Below are 16627 nucleotides of genomic sequence, written 5' to 3'. Positions count from 1 at the left end.
ATCCAGGCGAATTCAGAGGTGCCCATCTCTTGACCAGAACGCACACCAAAACGCCTATATGCGTGCATTTACCGCCAGTTTGGTCATGGGTGTGTAGTGGCGACGATGGTATTTCGGCCCCTATTCATTCTCTGTCGAATGATTTACGAAGGGCCTTCGGAAGGCGTTGATCGAGGTGGGACGATGGATCGGCAAACGCGAATCGCCGTTGTCGGCGGCGGGTTGGCGGGACTGACGGTGGCGGCTCTGTTGCAGCGCGACGGATACCCCGTGGCCGTCTACGAGCAGACGCCGAATTTCTCGCGGATCGGCGCGGGCATCATCCTCGGGGCCAACGTCGCCAAGGTGCTGCGGTCCCTTCGGCTCGAGCACAGCTTCACCGAGACCGGCATCCGCCCGGATGCCTTCGTCAGCCGCGCATGGGACACGGGAGAGACGCTGTACGAACTGGTCTTCGACGCCGCCTGCGAGGCCCGTTTCGGCGGTCCCTTCGTCAACATTCACCGGGCCGATCTGCATCGGATCCTCCAGGCGCCGCTCGCACCGGGAACGATCCATTTCGGCCATCGCCTGGCGGGACTCGACGAGACGCCGGGCGGAATCAGGCTGGCCTTCGACAACGGGGCCAGCGCCGAGGTCGATATCGTGATCGGCGCCGATGGCATTCGCTCGCGGGTGCGCGAGGAGATCCTCGGCAGGGAAGAGCCACGCTTCATCGGGCGCATCGCGCCGCGGGCGGTGTTTCCCGCCGAGCGTCTCGGCGACCTGGGCATCCGCGATTGCACCAAATGGTGGGGACCCGATCGGCACGTGCTGGTCTATTACATGACGGCGCGACGGGACGAGGTCTATGTGATGGCCGCCATCCCGGCCGATCGCTGGGACGGCGACGGCACGCCGATCCCCGGCACCCGTGACGATTTCGTCTCGGCGCTGGAGGGCTTCCATCCCGAGCTGCTGCGGGCGGCCGAGGCAGCGACCGACGTGTCCGTCTGGCCGATCATGGACCGGCCGCGCAATGACACGTGGCACAAGGGCCGCGTCGTCCTGATGGGCGACGCCTGTCACGCCGTGCGGCCGTTCATGGCGGCCGGCGGTTCGATGGCGATCGAGGACGCGGCCATCCTCCATCGTTGCATCGTCGAGGCCTCCGACACGGGGGCGGCCTTCCGGCGCTATGCCGCCAACCGGATTCCCCGGGTCGCCGAAGTACAGCGCATTTCGATCGACAATACCTGGATGCACGGGCCGACGGAGGTCGACTGGTTCTTCGCCTACGATCCCTGCAACGCCCCTCTCACTGCCGCCCCTTGATCCCGGAGCCGCCAATGTCCGCATTCGATCCCGCTGCCGCCAGCGACATCCGTCCCGACGCGATGAAGGTCCGCGATCTCGTCGGCTATGGCGAGCGACCGCCCCATCCGCACTGGCCGGGCAACGCCCGGATCGCCGTCAACTTCAACCTCAACATCGAGGGCGGCGGCGAATCGACATTGGCCAACGGCGATGCGGTGTCGGAAGGGATGCTGAACGACATCGGCGTCGACACCAAGGCCGGGCGCCGGGTGCCGCTCGTGGAATCGGTCTTCGAGTATGGCAGCAGACGGGGCGCCTGGCGGCTCCTGGACATCTTCGCGCGTTTCTCGGTGCCGGTCAGCGTGCTCGGGGTCGCGCGCGCGCTCGAACAGAATCCGTTGCTCGCCCGCGCCTGCGTCGAGCGCGGCCACGAGATGGTGAGCCACGGCTATCGCTGGATCGACTATGGCGAGGTGGACGAGGCGACGGAGCGTCAGCATGTCCGGCAAGCGGTCGAGATTCTGACCCGCCTAACCGGCAGCCGGCCGCTGGGCTGGATGACCGGCCGTCCTGGCGAGAACACGCGGCGGCTGGTGGCCGAGGAGGGCGGCTTTCTCTACGACCGCGATTCGCTGGCCGACGAGTTGCCCTACTGGGTCGAGACCGCGCACGGCCCCCATCTGGTGATCCCGTATTCCTATGAGGCCAACGATAATCGCTTCGACGCAAATTCCGGCTTCTCGACCGGCCAGGACTTCTTCGAGTACATGCGCGACGCTTTCGACTTCCTCTACGAGGAGGGCGCGGCGGGGGCGCCGAAGCTGCTGTCGATCGGCCTCCACGATCGGCTGATCGGACGGCCGGGTCGGGCGGGCGGACTCGTCCAGTTCCTGCAGCATGCGACGGCCCGGGAAGGGGTCTGGTTCTGCCGTGGCATCGACATCGCCCGGCATTGGCGAACACACTTCCCGGCCCGTGCATAGAGTGGTCCCCGGACCACCGTCCCCGTTATCCCCACGTTTCAGCGCATGGATGTAATTGAGTGGACATGGTGGTCGCTTCTATGGTCTTGCCGGTCGGACCATGGAGTAGTTGGACATGCCGGACGGAAGCTCGATTTCCAAGAAGACCAAAGCAGGCCCGATCTCGGCCGACCGCCTGAAGAGCTTCATCGAGCGCATCGAAAAGCTCGAGGAAGAGCGCAAGGCCATCGGCGGCGACATCAAGGACGTGTATTCCGAGGCCAAGGGCGTCGGCTACGACGTGAAGACCATGCGCAAGATCGTGTCCATGCGCTCCATGGATGCCGCTGACCGGGCGGAGCAGGAGACGCTGCTCGATGTCTACAAGCACGCTCTCGGAATGGTCTGACGCAGCGGAACGCGAACCGGTTTTTGATTCCGCGCGTGTCGCGCGGGCGCTAGGCTTCTTCACGGCAAATGCTCCGGTCACGGGAGCAGGCCGTGGAGGAACGCCATGCGGAACTACGGTCATCGGTCGGCCCTCTCGAGGCGCGGCCTTCTGAGCCTCCCGGCAGCCGCTGCTGCGACAGCCGCCTTGCCGGCCTGGGCCCAGAGCTTTCCAACCCAGCCCGTCCATATCGTCGTGCCGTTTCCGCCCGGGGGCGGAACCGATTCGCTTGCGCGGGCGGTCCAGGAGCCCATGCAGAAAGCGCTGGGGGGCACCGTGATCGTCGACAACAAGGGTGGTGGCGGCGGCAGCATCGCCCATGAATTCGTGGCCAAGCAGCCGGCGGATGGCCACTGGATGGTGGTCAGCGCCAACAACCTGCCCCTCTACCCGCACATCGTGGCCAAGCTCGGCTTCGACGCGAAGACGGCCTTCGTGCCGGTGGGCTTCATCGCCAAGCAGGAATCCGTGCTGGTGGGCAGCCTCGATGCACCGTGGCCCGACCTCAAGGCGATCATCGCAGCGGCGAAGGCGGCCCCCGGCTCCGTGCAGTACGGCACGGCGGGCCTGACCACGCCGATGCACCTGTCGACCGAGCAGTTTGCCATGCTGAACGGCATCAGGCTGACGCACGTGCCGTTCCGCGGGACCGGCCCGCTGGTGACCGACCTGCTGGGCGGTCACATCAAGCTCGGCATGTCGAGCATCACGAGCGTTGCCCAACAGATCGCGTCCGGCAAGCTCAAGTCCTATGCGATGGCGTCGCTGGAGCGCTCATCGGTCGCCCCGACCATTCCAACCTTCAAGGAACTGGGCGCCGGCGATGTCGACGGCACGATCGTCTACACGCTGCTGGCACCCGCAGGGACTCCGCCTGCGGTCATCGCCAAGCTGAACGAGGCATTGAACGCCGCCGTGGCGACACCGGAGCAGAAGGACGACCTGGCAAAGAGGGGCTTCGTCGCCATGGGCGGCACGCCGCAGCAGCTCGCCGACTGGCTGAAAGTCCAGGAACCGATCTGGGTGCCGGTGTTGCAGGCCGCGGGGATCAAGCCGGAGTAGCCGGCGCCATGCGATCCTGCCGCTGAGGCCATGTTGATGCAGGTCAATGCCGCGAACCGCCGGTTTCTCTACGCAGGGCGCTGAAGAAGAGGGGATGATGCGTTCTATTCTCGTCACGGTCGATGACACGCCGTCCGCCGTTGCCGCCAGGGCATTGGCAGTCGCACTGGCGCGACAGTGCGGCGCCCGGGTGAGGGGCGTGACGGCGCTGGATGTCAGCGATCTCGACCGCGTCGAGCCGGTTCCGATCGGCGGTGTGCAGTATGCCTATGACCGCCTGCAGCATCGCAGGAAGCTCGCGGACGAGCGCCGCGCGAGAATCGCCGAGCTGCCGGACGTGTTCCGGCGCTGTCTGGCTGACGAGGGCATGGATGCGGAATGCTCCACGATGGAGGCGGACGTGCGGGCCGGTCTGCTTCGGATGATCGAGACATGCGACCTGGTCGTCACCGGCCGCGATGCCGAGTTTCATCTCGAGCCGATCGACGGTGTGGCGCCGCTCGTCGATCACATCATTGCGAAGGGTTGCCGTCCTGTCGTGGTGACGGGGCCGCAATGGGTCGAGAGTGGGCCCGTGCTCGTCGCCTACGATGGAAGCGCCGCCGCCGCGAAGGCGTTGCAGATGGCCGCCCTGATCGGGGTATTCGGCTCGACTGGCGCGCACATCCTGTCAATCGCGCGTGAGCAATCGGCAGCCCTGTCGATGGCGGAACGGGCCCGTTCATTCCTGGCTCCGCATGGCGTCGAAGCCGAACTCGAGGCTGTCGAAACGGCGGAAAACCCGGCCGATGTCCTGTTGAGGCGCGCGTCGGACACGGGCGCGCGGTTGCTGGTCATGGGCGCCTTCGGGCACCGTGGTTTTCGTGAGGTCCTGTTCGGATCCACGACGCGTCGCCTGTTCGACAACGCCCCGGTTCCGCTCTTCATCTACCACTGAACGGGCGAAAGCCCGGCCGACCGGGCAGGTCTCGCGCTCCCCGGCACCCCCGTCGGAAAAGCCGGAGCGCCGGGGAAATAAACGAAACAAACGAAATAAACGAAACAAACGAAGCAGAGGTCGCACCCTCCTGCAGCGGGCCCCTGGGGACCGTAGACGGGCGCCGTCGCTCGCCCGTCTTTGCGAAAATCCCATTGTTAACAGCGTCTTAGAACCAGATGTTCATCGGCAGACCGTAGCGGTCGCGCTCCTGCTCCGGTCCCAGCCGTCTCGCCGTGCATTGGGCGATCAGCAGGGCCGTGCGGCAGACGGCCATGGCGTCGAGCACGTCGTCGCGGGCCGCCCCTGAGACCGTTTGCGGCTGCCAGACCAGTCCGTGCCGCGCGAGCAGATCGAGACGCTCGGCGAAGCCCTCCGGCTTACGCTTCTTGCTCAGGACCGGCTTGCCATCGTTCATGCGCGCGAATGCCAGTTCGGGGTGGGCCTCGTAGACGATCGCACGCACAGTCTCGTTGCCGCGCATCAGGGCGTCGACTTCGAGCATCTTCGGGAAGAGATGGAAGGTCTGCTGGGTCAGCCCGACGCCCATTGTCTTGCTGAGGGCATTGGCGTCGGCATGCGTGGTGCAGGCGAGGGCGGGCCGGCAGGGCGTGGGAAAGACCGAGCTGGTCTTGCCGGGCAGGAGAGCCCGCGCTTCGCGCTCGCAGGCACGGCCCGGTCGCGGAGTGTCCACGAGGCCGATCGGCATGTCGACGGCCAGAATGGAAAGACCCTCGCAGGCCTCCCCGAGGGTCTTCACGACTCTGATGTCCAGGGCACCGTCATCGTCGCGCCGGCAGACGACCCAGCCGGTGCGGCAACCGTCTGCGCCGGCAACGATCAAAGGGCGACTACCAGCTGGCCATCTGGGTCTTGAGGTTGCCGTCGAGCACGGCGAGGAATTCCTCGGTGGTGAGATAGGCCTGGTTCATGCCGATCAGGAGCGCGAGATCCTTGGTCATCTTGCCGCTCTCCACGGCCTCGACGCAGACCTTCTCGAGCGCGGTGGCGAACTTCACCACCTCGGGCGTGTCGTCGAAGGTGCCGCGATACTTCAGGGCCTGGGTCCAGGCGAAGATCGAGGCGATCGGATTGGTCGAGGTCGGCTTGCCCTGCTGATGCTCGCGGTAATGGCGCGTCACCGTGCCGTGGGCGGCCTCGGCCTCGACGGTCTTGCCGTCCGGAGTCAGCAGCACCGACGTCATGAGGCCGAGCGAACCGAAGCCTTGGGCCACCGTGTCGGACTGCACGTCGCCATCGTAGTTCTTGCAGGCCCAGACGAATTCGCCATGCCACTTGAGCGCGGAGGCGACCATGTCGTCGATCAGGCGGTGCTGGTAGTAGATGTTCTTCGCCTTGAACTTGTCGGCGAATTCCGTGTCGAAGACTTCCTGGAACAGGTCCTTGAACCGTCCGTCATAGCGCTTGAGGATCGTGTTCTTGGTCGACAGGAAGACCGGCCAGCCGCGCATCAGGCCGTAATTGAACGAGCTGCGCGCGAAGCCGACAATCGACTCGTCGAGATTGTACATCGTCATGGCGACGCCGCCGGCCGGGAAGTCGAACACCTCGTGCTCGATGACCTTGCCGTCCTCGCCCTCGAAGCGGACGGTGAGCTTGCCCTTGCCCGGCACGACGAAGTCGGTCGCGCGATACTGGTCGCCGAAAGCGTGGCGGCCGATCACGATCGGATGCGTCCAGCCCGGCACGAGACGGGGCACGTTCTTGCAGACGATCGGCTCGCGGAAGATGGTGCCGCCGATGATGTTGCGGATGGTGCCGTTCGGCGACCGCCACATCTCCTTGAGATCGAATTCCTTTACGCGCGCTTCGTCCGGCGTGATGGTCGCACACTTCACCGCGACGCCGTACTTCTTCGTGGCCTCGGCCGACTCGACGGTGACCTTGTCGGCGGTCCTGTCGCGATTCTCGATCCCGAGATCGTAGTACTTCAGGTCGATGTCGAGATAGGGAAGGATCAGCTTTTCCTTGATGAACGCCCAGATGATGCGGGTCATCTCGTCGCCGTCCATCTCGACGACCGGGTTCTTCACCTTGATCTTCGGCATCTTCCGGACCTCACACTTCCCGTAACCCACCATTTAGAAAGCCGCCCCGGTTGCCCGGGGCGGCTTCACCTGACGCTGCTTTAGAGGGCAGCGAGCGCTTCGTTCAAGGTCGCACTCGGCCGCATCCCGGCCGAGGTCTTTTTCTGGTCGGGCAGGTAGTAGCCGCCGGTGTCGACCGGCTTGCCCTGCGCGGCGATCAGCTCGGCGTCGATCTTGGCCTCGTTCTCGGCCAGCGTCTTGGCCAGCGGCTTGAAGCGGGCCGAGAGGGACGTGCTGTTGTCGCGACGGGCCAGCGCCTCCGCCCAGTATTTGGCCAGGTAGAAATGGCTGCCGCGATTGTCCAGCTGGCCGACCTTGCGGGCGGGCGAGCGGTTGTCCTCGAGGATCTTGGCGTTGGCTTCGTCGAGCGTCTCGGCCAGCACCTTCACATCCTCGTTGCCGGTCGTCTGCGCGAGGTGCTCCAGCGAGGCGCCCAGTGCGAGGAACTCGCCCAGCGAATCCCAGCGCAGGTAGCCTTCGTGCTGGAACTGCTCGACGTGCTTGGGCGCCGAGCCACCGGCGCCGGTCTCGAACAGGCCGCCGCCGTTCAGCAGGGGCACGATCGACAGCATCTTGGCCGAGGTGCCCAGTTCCATGATCGGGAACAGGTCGGTCAGATAGTCGCGCAGCACGTTGCCGGTGACGGAGATCGTGTCCAGCCCCTGGCGGATACGCTCGAGCGAGAACTTCGTGGCCTCGACCGGCGCCATGATGCGGATGTCGAGGCCCTTGGTGTCCTCGTTCTTGAGGTACTTCTCGACCTTGGGGATCAGCTGCGCGTCGTGCGCACGCTTGGCGTCGAGCCAGAACACCGCCGGGGTGTTGGTGAGACGCGCGCGGCGCACGGCGAGCTTGACCCAGTCCTGGATCGGCTCGTCCTTGACCTGGCACATGCGGAAGACGTCTCCGGCCTCGACCTTCTGTTCCATCAGCACGGTGCCGTCCTCGGCAACCACGCGCACCGTGCCGGCCGAGGCGACCTCGAAGGTCTTGTCGTGCGAGCCGTACTCCTCGGCCTGCTGCGCCATCAGACCGACATTCGGCACCGAACCCATCGTCTTCGGATCGAAGGCGCCATGCGCCTTGCAGTCCTCGATGACGGCCTGGAACAGGGTCGAATAGCAACGGTCGGGAATGGCCGCGATCGTGTCGTGCAGCTGGCCGTCGGCGCCCCACATCTTGCCCGACTCGCGGATCATCGCCGGCATCGAGGCGTCGATGATCACGTCGCTCGGGACGTGGAGGTTGGTGATTCCCTTGTCGGAATTCACCATCGCAAGGCCGGGCCGCTTCGCATACTCGGCCTGGATGTCGGCCTTGATCGCAGCCTTTTCTGCGTCGGGCAGCGTCTCGATGCGGGTGAGCAGGTCGCCCAGGCCGTTGTCGGGATCGATGCCGAGCTTCTTGAACGTCTCGCCATGCTTGGCGAACACGTCGGTGAAGAACACGGATACGCAATGGCCGAACAGGATGGGATCGGAGATCTTCATCATGGTCGTCTTAAGGTGCAGCGAGAACAGGATGCCGTCCTTCTTCGCCGCCTCGATCGCCTCGCCGTAGAAGGTGCGCAGCGCCTTCACGCTCATTACGGAGCAATCGATGATCTCGCCGGCCTTCAGCGGGATCTTGGGCTTGAGCACCGTGGTCGCGCCGTCGGCCGCGGCCAGCTCGATGCGGGCGCTGGTGGGCGCCGCGATGGTCGTCGCGACCTCGGAGCCGTAGAAATCGTTGGCCGTCATGTGGGCGACGCGCGTCTTCGAGTCCTTGCTCCAGGCGCCCATCTTGTGCGGATGATTGCGCGCGTACTGCTTGACGGCGCCGGCGGCGCGGCGGTCGGAATTGCCCTCACGCAGTACAGGGTTCACGGCGCTGCCCAGCACCTTGCCGTAGCGGGCGCGGATTTCCTTGTCGGCCGGCGTGGCATCGCTGTCGGGATAGTTGGGGATGTCGTAGCCCTTGCTCTGCAGCTCCTTGATCGCGGCCTTCAGCTGCGGGATCGAGGCGGAGATGTTGGGCAGCTTGATGATGTTGGCTTCCGGCTTCAGCGTCAGCTTGCCGAGTTCGGCCAGCTCGTCGGGAATCTTCTGCTCGGGCTTCAGCTTTTCGGGGAAGTTGGCGATGATGCGGCCGGTGAGGGAAATGTCCTTCAGCTTCATCTTCACGCCGGCCGTGGCCACGAACGCCTCGACGATCGGCAGCAGGGAGAAGGTCGCGAGTCCGGGGGCCTCATCGACCTTCGTCCAGACGATTTCGAGATCTGACATACCTGCACCTCCGTACGCCGCTTTCGCTTCGGCTGGGTTGATCAATTGCGTGTTGGGCCTGTCTTGTTGCACCGCCGTGACGGGCCTGCAAGACGGCTGGCCGGCGGTCGGGCGGACGATTTCCGTCAGACGCGGTCCAGGGGCTTCTCGGAGCCGGCGCTCGGGGGCATTGCCGCAATCGCGGGCAGGACCTCGTTCAGTTCGCTCACGATCGCGACATGGTCGAGATGGGTCCGATCGGCGAAACCGCCGTCCACGACGCCCCGGAGCAGTGCGGCCAGCGGCTGCCAGTAGCCCCCTTGGTCGATGATCACGATCGGCTTCTTGTGCAGGCCGAGGGTGCGCCAGGACAGCACCTCGAAGAACTCCTCCAGTGTGCCGATGCCGCCCGGAAGCACCACGAAGGCTTCGGAGCGCTCGAACATCTGCAGCTTGCGTTCGTGCATGGTCTCCACGACCACCGTCTCGGTGAGGGCCGGATGGCCCGCTTCGCGCTGCAGAAGGAAGTTCGGGATGATGCCGATCGCCCGTCCGCCGCTGTCGAGAACGGCATTGGCGACCAGGCCCATCAGGCCGACGCCACCCCCGCCATAGACCAGGGTGATGTCCCGGGCGGCCAGCAGCCGCCCCAGGGCGACCGCGGTTTCGCTGGTTGCGGGATCGGTCCCGAATCGGGAGCCGCAGAAGACGCAAAGGGAGGAGGGGGTGAAATCGGGCACGAAAGCTGCTTTTCTGGGGCGAACCAGCGCGTTTCAGCGCCGGGGTGACATGGTATCATTTCGCAAAGAGTGGTTGCGAACGCCATGGGGATGGTGGTCGCACCGTTGGGAGGGCGATGTCACGAACTGTTTTCGGGCTGGTGGCTGTGGGGGCCGTGGTTATCGCCATCGCCCTCGGGGTCGCGTGGCGCGGCAAGCTCAGCGAACAGGCCGCCATCGACCAGTCGGCAAAAGCCGCCAGCGGTGAATCCGTGCCGGCGGCCCCGCCGTCTCCAGTCCCGTCATCTCCCGCAGCCGTACCGCCGCCCGCGCCGGCATTGCCGGCCGCTGCCGGGCAGCCGTCGTTCGACGTCGCGCGTATTGGATCCGACGGCCGGGCCGTGATCGCTGGCCGGGCGGCGCCGGGCGCCAAGATCGTTCTTCTGGATGGCGGCAAGGAGATTGCCAAGGCCGAAGCTGACTCACGCGGCGAGTGGGTCATCATCGTCCAGGATCCGCCCCTCACGCCCGGGCAGCACGAGTTGCGCGTGGTCCAGCACATAGAAGGCAAGGCGCCGGTCACGTCAGGGCAGGCCGTGGTCGCGGTCGTACCCGAGCCGCCGGCGGCAGGCGCTCCGGCCCAGCCGCGCGAAGAAACGCTGGTCATGATCTCCCCGCCGGCCGGCGTGCCGACCCTCGTGCAACCGCCCTCGGCCGCCGGCGTGCCGAAGTCGGCGGATCTGTCGCTCTCCACCCTGGTCTACGACGATCGCGGACAGGTGACCCTGTCCGGACAGGCCGCGCCCGGGACAGTCGTCCGAGCTTATGTAAACGAGAAGATGGTGGCGGAGGGCACGTCCGGAGCGGACGGCCACTGGCGCCTGATGCCGCCGGACCCGATCGAGCAGGGCAAGCACCGGCTGCGCCTCGACCGGATCGCCAAGGACGGCAAGCCCGTCGCGCGCCTCGAGCTGCCGTTCGAGCGGGTGATCGTGGCGCCGGTCTCCAGCGCCGATGGGCGCCGCCTGTACATCGTGCGGGGCGACAATCTCTGGAATATCGCGCGGGCGCACTATGGGGCAGGCTGGCGCCACACCGTCATTTTTGCCGCAAACAAGGAACAGATTGTCGATCCCAATCTGATATATCCGGGGCAAGTACTCACCCTGCCCAAGGTCAACTGATCTTCGGACAACCGAGAGCGCGCAAGACATGCTGGCAAATTTCCTGGTGCCGATCCTCTCCGACGGTTGGCGCTTCATCGCCCTGTTTGCCAGCGCGACCTTCCTTGCCGCCCTGACCGGCACGGCATGGCTGTTCTGGCCGCTTTTCGTCGTGACCCTCTGGTCGATCTACTTCTTCCGCGACCCCTCGCGCGGTGTGCCGCAAGAGGATGGCCTGCTGATCGCCCCGGCCGACGGTTTGGTGCAGATGGTGGTCCAGGCCGTGCCGCCGGTCGAACTGGGCCTGGGCGACAAGCCGCTGACCCGGGTCTCGATCTTCCTCAGCGTATTTGACGTCCACATCAACCGCAGCCCATGCGCCGCGACCGTCGACGTCGTATCCTACCGTCCGGGCAAGTTCCTCAGCGCCAATGCCGACAAGGCCAGCGAGGACAATGAGCGGACGGCGCTGGCGCTTCGCCGCGCCGACGGGCGCGTGATAGGCTGCGTGCAGATCGCCGGCTACGTGGCGCGTCGTATCGTCTGCTACGTGAAGCCGGGGCAGACGGTCGCGGCAGGGGAACGTTTCGGCCACATTCGCTTTGGTAGTCGTACAGACCTCTACCTGCCGGAAGGGGCGCGTCTGCTGGTCTCTCCGGGTCAGCGCATGATCGGTGGCGAAACTGTGATGGCCGAACTCGATCCCGTCGTCACCGAACCGCGCATCGCCGTCGAATTCTAGGGAGTCCGACATGGACAGCGACCTGCGTTCGCAACGCAGCGGACTACGCGGCTTCTCGATCCATCGCCTGATCCCCAACGTGCTGACGTTGGCGGCGCTGTGCTCGGGCCTGACGGCGATACGCTTCGCCCTGCAGGGCGAGATGCGACTGGCGGTAATCGCGATCATCGTAGCTGCGATCTTCGACGCCCTCGACGGCCGCGTGGCCCGGCGGCTGGGCGTTACGAGCCGTTTTGGCGCCGAACTCGACTCGCTGTCCGACTTTCTGTGCTTTGGGGTGGCGCCCGCGCTCGTTCTCTACCTGGCGTCCCTGACGCATGCCGGGGCGCTCGGCTGGGTCGTGACCCTCATGTTTCCCATCTGCTCGGCCCTGCGCCTGGCGCGTTTCAACACCGCGCTGGTCTCCGATACGCCGCCGCCCGTCTGGACGGGATCCTTCTTCACCGGCGTTCCGGCCCCCGCCGGCGCTCTCCTCGCCCTGATGCCGCTCATGCTGAGCTTCGAGATCGAAGCCGCCTGGCCACGCCATGCGGTGCTCGTCGGCCTCGGGCTGGTGATCGTTGGCGGCCTGATGGTGAGCCGTCTGCCGACCTTTTCGTTCAAGAAGGGCCGCGTGCCCCGTCACCTCGTGCTGCCGTTGCTGCTGGGGGCGGGCCTGTTCATGGGCGTTCTGGCCAGTGCGCCATGGATCGCCCTGTCCCTCCTCGGCCTTGCCTATATCTGCCTGATTCCCTTCAGCGTCCTGTCTTATAGGCGGCAGGCCGCGCAAGATCGGCAGTCGGCCGAGTCCGCGGGCGTTGTCCCGCTTCGCTCTGCCGATATGGGTTCTGCGCCGCCGCGCGACTGACGCGCGGATGCTGGATCCTCTTCTGCGCCGGTGGATCGACCCACCACTCGATCGTGCAGGCGCTTGGCTGGCAGCCTGGGGCGCATCCGCCAATGCTGTCACCATTACAGGGCTTGCGGCGGGTCTGGGCGCGGTGCCTCTTCTTGCGTTCGAACAATACGGCGTGGCCCTGGCGGCGATTGCCTTGAGCCGACTGCTTGACGGCCTTGATGGGGCGGTCGCCCGGCACACGCGATCGTCGCCCTACGGCGGGTATCTCGACATTTTTTGCGACATGGTCTTCTACGCGGCCGTCCCCCTTGGGTTTGCCTTGGCGCGACCTGAAAACGCCGTCTGGGCCGCTGTGCTTCTCGCATCCTTCGTCTGTACCTGCGCTTCCTTCCTTGGGCGGGCGGTCCTGGCCGCCGGGAGGGGCGAAGGGACTACCGGCCTACGGGGGCGAAAGTCGTTCTTTTATGGCGCCGGTATCATTGAAGGGACGGAGACGATCTTCGCCTTCGTGCTCTTCTGCCTGCTGCCCGATTTGTTTCCCTGGTTGGCTGGCGTCGTGGCGGCCCTGTGCTTCTGGACGGCCGCCGCGCGAGTGACCAAGGCGCGTTCAGTGGATTCAGAATCCTGATTTCAGGGATCGGGCCGAAGCCGTAGGCGAGTTGCGACAGTGCTTGAGTGTCTCTAGATTTCCCTTTTAAAATCATATTGTTAGAAATGATGACACAAAATAGACGAGTTTCGATTGACCTGACAATTTGCATTAAGTAACGTCGCTAAGTTGATTCGGCGTGGGGCCGGCGAGTGTAGGCGGGGGAGCAGACAATGCTTACGATTTTTCGTCGCTTGATGAAGAACAACCAAGGGGCCACGGCGGTCGAGTACACGCTGATCACCTCGTTGATCGCGGTAGCCGCCATCGCTTCGATCCGTTCCGTGACGGACAAGGTGAGCCACGTCCTGGGAGCGGCTGGGCTCAATTGACGGAGAGAGCCCGGCCTTGCCGGATCCGGCTACACTTCTCCAGACGGGCTGCCTGATTTCCCTCGCGGTCCTGCTCGTGGCTGCCGCCTGGCAGGATCTGCGAACCCTCCATATCGGTAACGGGCTGTCGATTGCGATCGCGGCTCTTTTCTGCGTCTGGGCCCTCGCGGGCCTCTCTGCAGGCGTCTATTCGGTCACAAATCTGGCGTTGGCGGTCGGCTGCGCTGTGGCGCTGTTCCTGCTCGGGGCCGCAGCCTTTGCTGTCGGATTGCTGGGTGGTGGAGACGTGAAGCTGCTGGCCAGTGTCGGATTGTTCGCGGGGCCGGCGCTCGTTGTCGATCTGCTTCTGGTGATGGCAGTCTCGGGCGGTGTGCTCGGCGCGGCGGTCCTGGCCGGCGTGCCGCTTGGGCCTGTCAGCGGGCAAGGCGGGGCCACGCTGCGGGGACGGTTGCGCGCGAGGATGCCTTATGGCCCAGCCATCTCCGCGGGCGGCCTTTGGGTTGCAACGAAGCTGGCCATCGGCTGAGATTGGGGCACGAAGAGGAGATCGCATGTCCCAGCCTGCAGCCAAGTTCGCCTTAGTCTCCGCAATGGCCGTGCTGGCGGCCTCTGCGGCCGTTGCCCAGGCGCCGACGCCGGTGCAGAGAAGCAGTGTCGAAATGTCGACGGCCGCGGGCACGCCGGAATTCCGCGACCCGAAGACCGGCCAGATCTGGACGCCCGCCAACGTGGGGCGGGGCCCCATTGGCAAACCCACACCGGCCGACCTCGCCTTCGATCCGCTGGCCCAGACGGAGCGCATCAAGGACGTGGTCATCCAGCGGCCGGGCTTTACACCCTTGGCCTGGTCCGCGCCGACCGCAGGACCGACCACACCGCTGGTGACCATGGACAATGCCAGTCTCGCCGCCGTTCCCGCGCGGCGCTGGCAGGTCGTCCTGTACGTGAGCAACAACAGCGCGGGCACACTGGCGCCGATGATCGACTGCCGCTTCACCAACGCGGGCAAACTCGTCGAGGAGACGCGCGCCCTGTTGCCGGGCATCGGGGCCGGCGTGCGGGGCGGAGTGACGATTTACGGACCGAAGACCGATCTGTACGTCGATCGGGCGTCGTGCCGCGTCGTTTCGCCGTGATTGCCTATCCCTGGACCGAATAGCCACCGTCGACCGTGATGGCGGCGCCAGTGACAAAATCCGACGCGGAGGAGGCGAGAAAGACGGCGATGCCCGCGAAGTCGTTCGGAGTGCCCCACCGCCCGGCCGGCGTCCGTTTCAGCACCGAATCGTGGAGTGTCGGCACGTCATGGCGGGCGCGCTGCGTCAACGCGGTGTCGATCCAGCCGGGAAGGATCGCATTCACCTGGATATTGTCCTTGGCCCACGCGGTCGCCATCGCCTTGGTCATTTGCACGATACCTCCTTTGCTCGCGGCATAGGCGGTCGTGAAGGAGGCGCCGAAGATCGACATCATCGAGCCAATGTTGATCAACTTCCCCGACCCCGTTTTCTTCATCTCCGGATAGGCGGCCTGGCTGCAGACGAAGGCGCTCGTCAGGTTGCTGTCCAGCACCCGGTGCCACTCAACCAGCGTGTATTCTTGGGGCTGCTTGCGGATGTTGATGCCAGCATTGTTCACGAGGATGTCGAGGCGCCCATGGGCCTTCACCGTGTCGGCGATCAGCGCATGGCACGAGGCTTCGACGAGGACATCGACGTTAGAAGCGCTGGCCTTCGCTCCCGTCGCCTGGAGCTCCTTAACCGCGGCCGCATTCTTGGCGGCGTCACGGCCCGCGACGACGACGGTCGCGCCGGCGCGGGCCATACCGAGGGCCATGCCTAGACCGATACCGCCATTGCCGCCTGTGACGATCGCCACTCGGCCCGAAAGATCGAACAAGTTCATGGCGTTTCCCCCGTTTTCAACAGGATCCTCTATAGCCCAAGCCCCGGAACCCCAAACAGAGGGGATCGTTGATCCGATACGAAGAAGCGCAAGTGCAAGTGCGGGGATGTGCAGGATTCGCAGCTAGCCGGCCGGGCTGACCGACTGGCTGCGGACAGGGTGGCGGCGGTCGAAAGGCCGCCGCCATTTCTTTAGGAATATTGCCGAGAAGTCGCCTTAGGACGGCGAATTCAAGAACGTGGCCGCTACTTCTTGGGCGGCTCGGTGCCACCCTTCTTATGGGCGGCAGCGTCTTTTTCGATCAGGTTCACGAGATCGTCCGGCAGGGGTTCGCTCGCGATCTCGTCGTACATGGCATGAAGCTGCTTGTGCAGCCACAAGTCGAATGGCCGATCGCTAGCCCGAGGCTTGGCGCGCGCCGCAGAAGCGGCGCGCGAGCTCTCGGGCTTGTCGTCGTTATTGGCCATCACATGCTCCCCGGAGGCGGAAGTCCACTCCGCGGGATCCTGTCCGACCCATTCACTTCTCCCCCTGGGACTACTCATGACTATGTCGCACTCTGATAGCGAACTTTAAAGGGGCTTCAGCGTGCGTCGAGCGCGTGATCGTCCTTGAGGTCAGTAGAGACCCGGCTGCTTCCGGCGGGGCGGCGCGTCTCGCCTTCGAGCAGCAGGCGCTCCAGCGTATCGCGTGCACGAGAAATCCGGCTCTTGACGGTGCCCACGGACACGCCCGTGTGTTCGGCGATGGTTTCGTAGGGCAGGCCCTCGAGAACGGCCAGGAGCAGGGCTTCACGCTGCGCGGCGGCGAGCTTTCCGAACGCCGACATGAACTCGCGCATGACGAGGCCGCTGTCCTGATGCGGCGGGTGCGAGAGCGACTCCGCGATCGCCGTGTCGACTGGCACGGTCGGACGGCGACGACGCAGACCGGAAATGAACTCGTTGCGCTGGATGCGGAAGAGCCACGCGGCCAGATTCGTGCCCGGCTGGAAGCTGTTACGGCCGGTCAGCGCCTTGATGACCGTGTCGTGCACGAGATCGTCGGCGGAATCGCGATCGCGGGTCAGGGAGAGGGCATAGATACGCAGGCGGGGCAGGATCGTCTTGAGCTGGTCGTGAAAATCGCGGGTTCCGTCGTCCTGCTGGGTCTGCGTGGTCATTAGCGATCTCCAAAGGTTGCGT

At 65.3% G+C, this 16627-nt stretch carries 19 protein-coding genes; 12 read left to right on the top strand and 7 right to left on the bottom strand.

From position 1 onward, the window contains the following. Nucleotides 1–183: 183 nt before the first annotated feature. The 5 genes from ACO07I_RS04690 (at nucleotide 184) to ACO07I_RS04670 (ending at nucleotide 4705) form a co-directional block, all read left to right on the top strand. Complete coding sequence (locus ACO07I_RS04690) at nucleotides 184–1314, top strand: FAD-dependent monooxygenase (protein ID WP_422014814.1); 1131 nt, start codon at nucleotides 184–186, stop codon at nucleotides 1312–1314. Nucleotides 1315–1328: 14 nt separating this feature from the next. After that, the gene (locus ACO07I_RS04685) at nucleotides 1329–2279 is read left to right on the top strand and encodes a polysaccharide deacetylase family protein (protein ID WP_422014812.1); all 951 of its coding nucleotides are present in this window, start codon (nucleotides 1329–1331) and stop codon (nucleotides 2277–2279) included. 115 nt (nucleotides 2280–2394) lie between these two features. Continuing rightward, nucleotides 2395–2667 carry a DUF2312 domain-containing protein gene (locus ACO07I_RS04680; protein WP_422014810.1) on the top strand — a complete coding sequence of 91 codons (273 nt, stop codon included), beginning with the start codon at nucleotides 2395–2397 and terminating at the stop codon, nucleotides 2665–2667. A 105-nt stretch (nucleotides 2668–2772) separates the two neighbouring features. Then, the gene (locus ACO07I_RS04675; protein WP_422014808.1) at nucleotides 2773–3768 is read left to right on the top strand and encodes a Bug family tripartite tricarboxylate transporter substrate binding protein; all 996 of its coding nucleotides are present in this window, start codon (nucleotides 2773–2775) and stop codon (nucleotides 3766–3768) included. Nucleotides 3769–3814: 46 nt separating this feature from the next. After that, nucleotides 3815–4705 (top strand): universal stress protein, encoded by an 891-nt coding sequence (locus tag ACO07I_RS04670; RefSeq protein WP_422014806.1) that lies wholly within the window; start codon nucleotides 3815–3817, stop codon nucleotides 4703–4705. A gap of 208 nt (nucleotides 4706–4913) precedes the next feature. Here the strand turns inward: ACO07I_RS04670 and ACO07I_RS04665 are convergent, their stop codons facing one another. The 4 genes from ACO07I_RS04665 to ACO07I_RS04650 all read right to left on the bottom strand — a co-directional run bounded on the left by ACO07I_RS04665 (nucleotide 4914) and on the right by ACO07I_RS04650 (nucleotide 9835). Beyond that, a complete protein-coding gene (locus tag ACO07I_RS04665; RefSeq protein ID WP_422014804.1) occupies nucleotides 4914–5588 on the bottom strand; it encodes a DUF429 domain-containing protein in 675 nt (224 codons plus the stop codon). Nucleotides 5589–5595: 7 nt separating this feature from the next. Next, a complete protein-coding gene (locus ACO07I_RS04660; RefSeq protein ID WP_422014802.1) occupies nucleotides 5596–6813 on the bottom strand; it encodes an NADP-dependent isocitrate dehydrogenase in 1218 nt (405 codons plus the stop codon). An 80-nt stretch (nucleotides 6814–6893) separates the two neighbouring features. Next, nucleotides 6894–9116 (bottom strand): NADP-dependent isocitrate dehydrogenase, encoded by a 2223-nt coding sequence (locus ACO07I_RS04655; RefSeq protein ID WP_422014800.1) that lies wholly within the window; start codon nucleotides 9114–9116, stop codon nucleotides 6894–6896. Nucleotides 9117–9241: 125 nt separating this feature from the next. Next, entirely contained in the window at nucleotides 9242–9835 is a 594-nt protein-coding gene (locus ACO07I_RS04650; protein WP_422014798.1) for a TIGR00730 family Rossman fold protein, read from the bottom strand. A gap of 116 nt (nucleotides 9836–9951) precedes the next feature. Here ACO07I_RS04650 and ACO07I_RS04645 point away from each other — a divergent pair, with 116 nt between their 5' ends. From ACO07I_RS04645 to ACO07I_RS04615, 7 genes are all read left to right on the top strand, one after another. Next, complete coding sequence (locus ACO07I_RS04645) at nucleotides 9952–10998, top strand: LysM peptidoglycan-binding domain-containing protein (protein ID WP_422014796.1); 1047 nt, start codon at nucleotides 9952–9954, stop codon at nucleotides 10996–10998. A 28-nt stretch (nucleotides 10999–11026) separates the two neighbouring features. After that, the gene (locus ACO07I_RS04640; protein ID WP_422014794.1) at nucleotides 11027–11719 is read left to right on the top strand and encodes a phosphatidylserine decarboxylase; all 693 of its coding nucleotides are present in this window, start codon (nucleotides 11027–11029) and stop codon (nucleotides 11717–11719) included. Between the two features lie 10 nt (nucleotides 11720–11729). Further along, nucleotides 11730–12566 carry a CDP-diacylglycerol--serine O-phosphatidyltransferase gene (pssA, locus tag ACO07I_RS04635; protein WP_422014792.1) on the top strand — a complete coding sequence of 279 codons (837 nt, stop codon included), beginning with the start codon at nucleotides 11730–11732 and terminating at the stop codon, nucleotides 12564–12566. A 7-nt stretch (nucleotides 12567–12573) separates the two neighbouring features. After that, a complete protein-coding gene (locus tag ACO07I_RS04630) occupies nucleotides 12574–13185 on the top strand; it encodes a CDP-alcohol phosphatidyltransferase family protein (protein ID WP_422014790.1) in 612 nt (203 codons plus the stop codon). Between the two features lie 194 nt (nucleotides 13186–13379). Next, nucleotides 13380–13538 (top strand): Flp family type IVb pilin, encoded by a 159-nt coding sequence (locus tag ACO07I_RS04625; protein WP_422014788.1) that lies wholly within the window; start codon nucleotides 13380–13382, stop codon nucleotides 13536–13538. 16 nt (nucleotides 13539–13554) lie between these two features. Next, the gene (locus ACO07I_RS04620; RefSeq protein ID WP_422014786.1) at nucleotides 13555–14064 is read left to right on the top strand and encodes an A24 family peptidase; all 510 of its coding nucleotides are present in this window, start codon (nucleotides 13555–13557) and stop codon (nucleotides 14062–14064) included. A gap of 25 nt (nucleotides 14065–14089) precedes the next feature. Then, a complete protein-coding gene (locus ACO07I_RS04615; protein WP_422014784.1) occupies nucleotides 14090–14674 on the top strand; it encodes a hypothetical protein in 585 nt (194 codons plus the stop codon). A gap of 4 nt (nucleotides 14675–14678) precedes the next feature. Here the strand turns inward: ACO07I_RS04615 and ACO07I_RS04610 are convergent, their stop codons facing one another. The 3 genes from ACO07I_RS04610 to ACO07I_RS04600 all read right to left on the bottom strand — a co-directional run bounded on the left by ACO07I_RS04610 (nucleotide 14679) and on the right by ACO07I_RS04600 (nucleotide 16605). Next, nucleotides 14679–15443: an SDR family NAD(P)-dependent oxidoreductase gene (locus ACO07I_RS04610; RefSeq protein ID WP_422014782.1), complete on the bottom strand. Its 765-nt coding sequence runs from the start codon at nucleotides 15441–15443 to the stop codon at nucleotides 14679–14681. Between the two features lie 245 nt (nucleotides 15444–15688). Beyond that, nucleotides 15689–15910 (bottom strand): NepR family anti-sigma factor, encoded by a 222-nt coding sequence (locus ACO07I_RS04605; RefSeq protein WP_422014780.1) that lies wholly within the window; start codon nucleotides 15908–15910, stop codon nucleotides 15689–15691. Between the two features lie 116 nt (nucleotides 15911–16026). Beyond that, complete coding sequence (locus ACO07I_RS04600; RefSeq protein WP_422014778.1) at nucleotides 16027–16605, bottom strand: sigma-70 family RNA polymerase sigma factor; 579 nt, start codon at nucleotides 16603–16605, stop codon at nucleotides 16027–16029. Nucleotides 16606–16627 lie beyond the last annotated feature (22 nt).

The sequence above is a fragment of the Reyranella sp. genome, assembly GCF_965227665.1.
In the GTDB taxonomy this organism is placed as follows: domain Bacteria; phylum Pseudomonadota; class Alphaproteobacteria; order Reyranellales; family Reyranellaceae; genus Reyranella.
The sequence above is the reverse complement of the archived record's forward strand: the minus strand, read 5'-3'. Positions and strand labels throughout refer to the sequence as shown.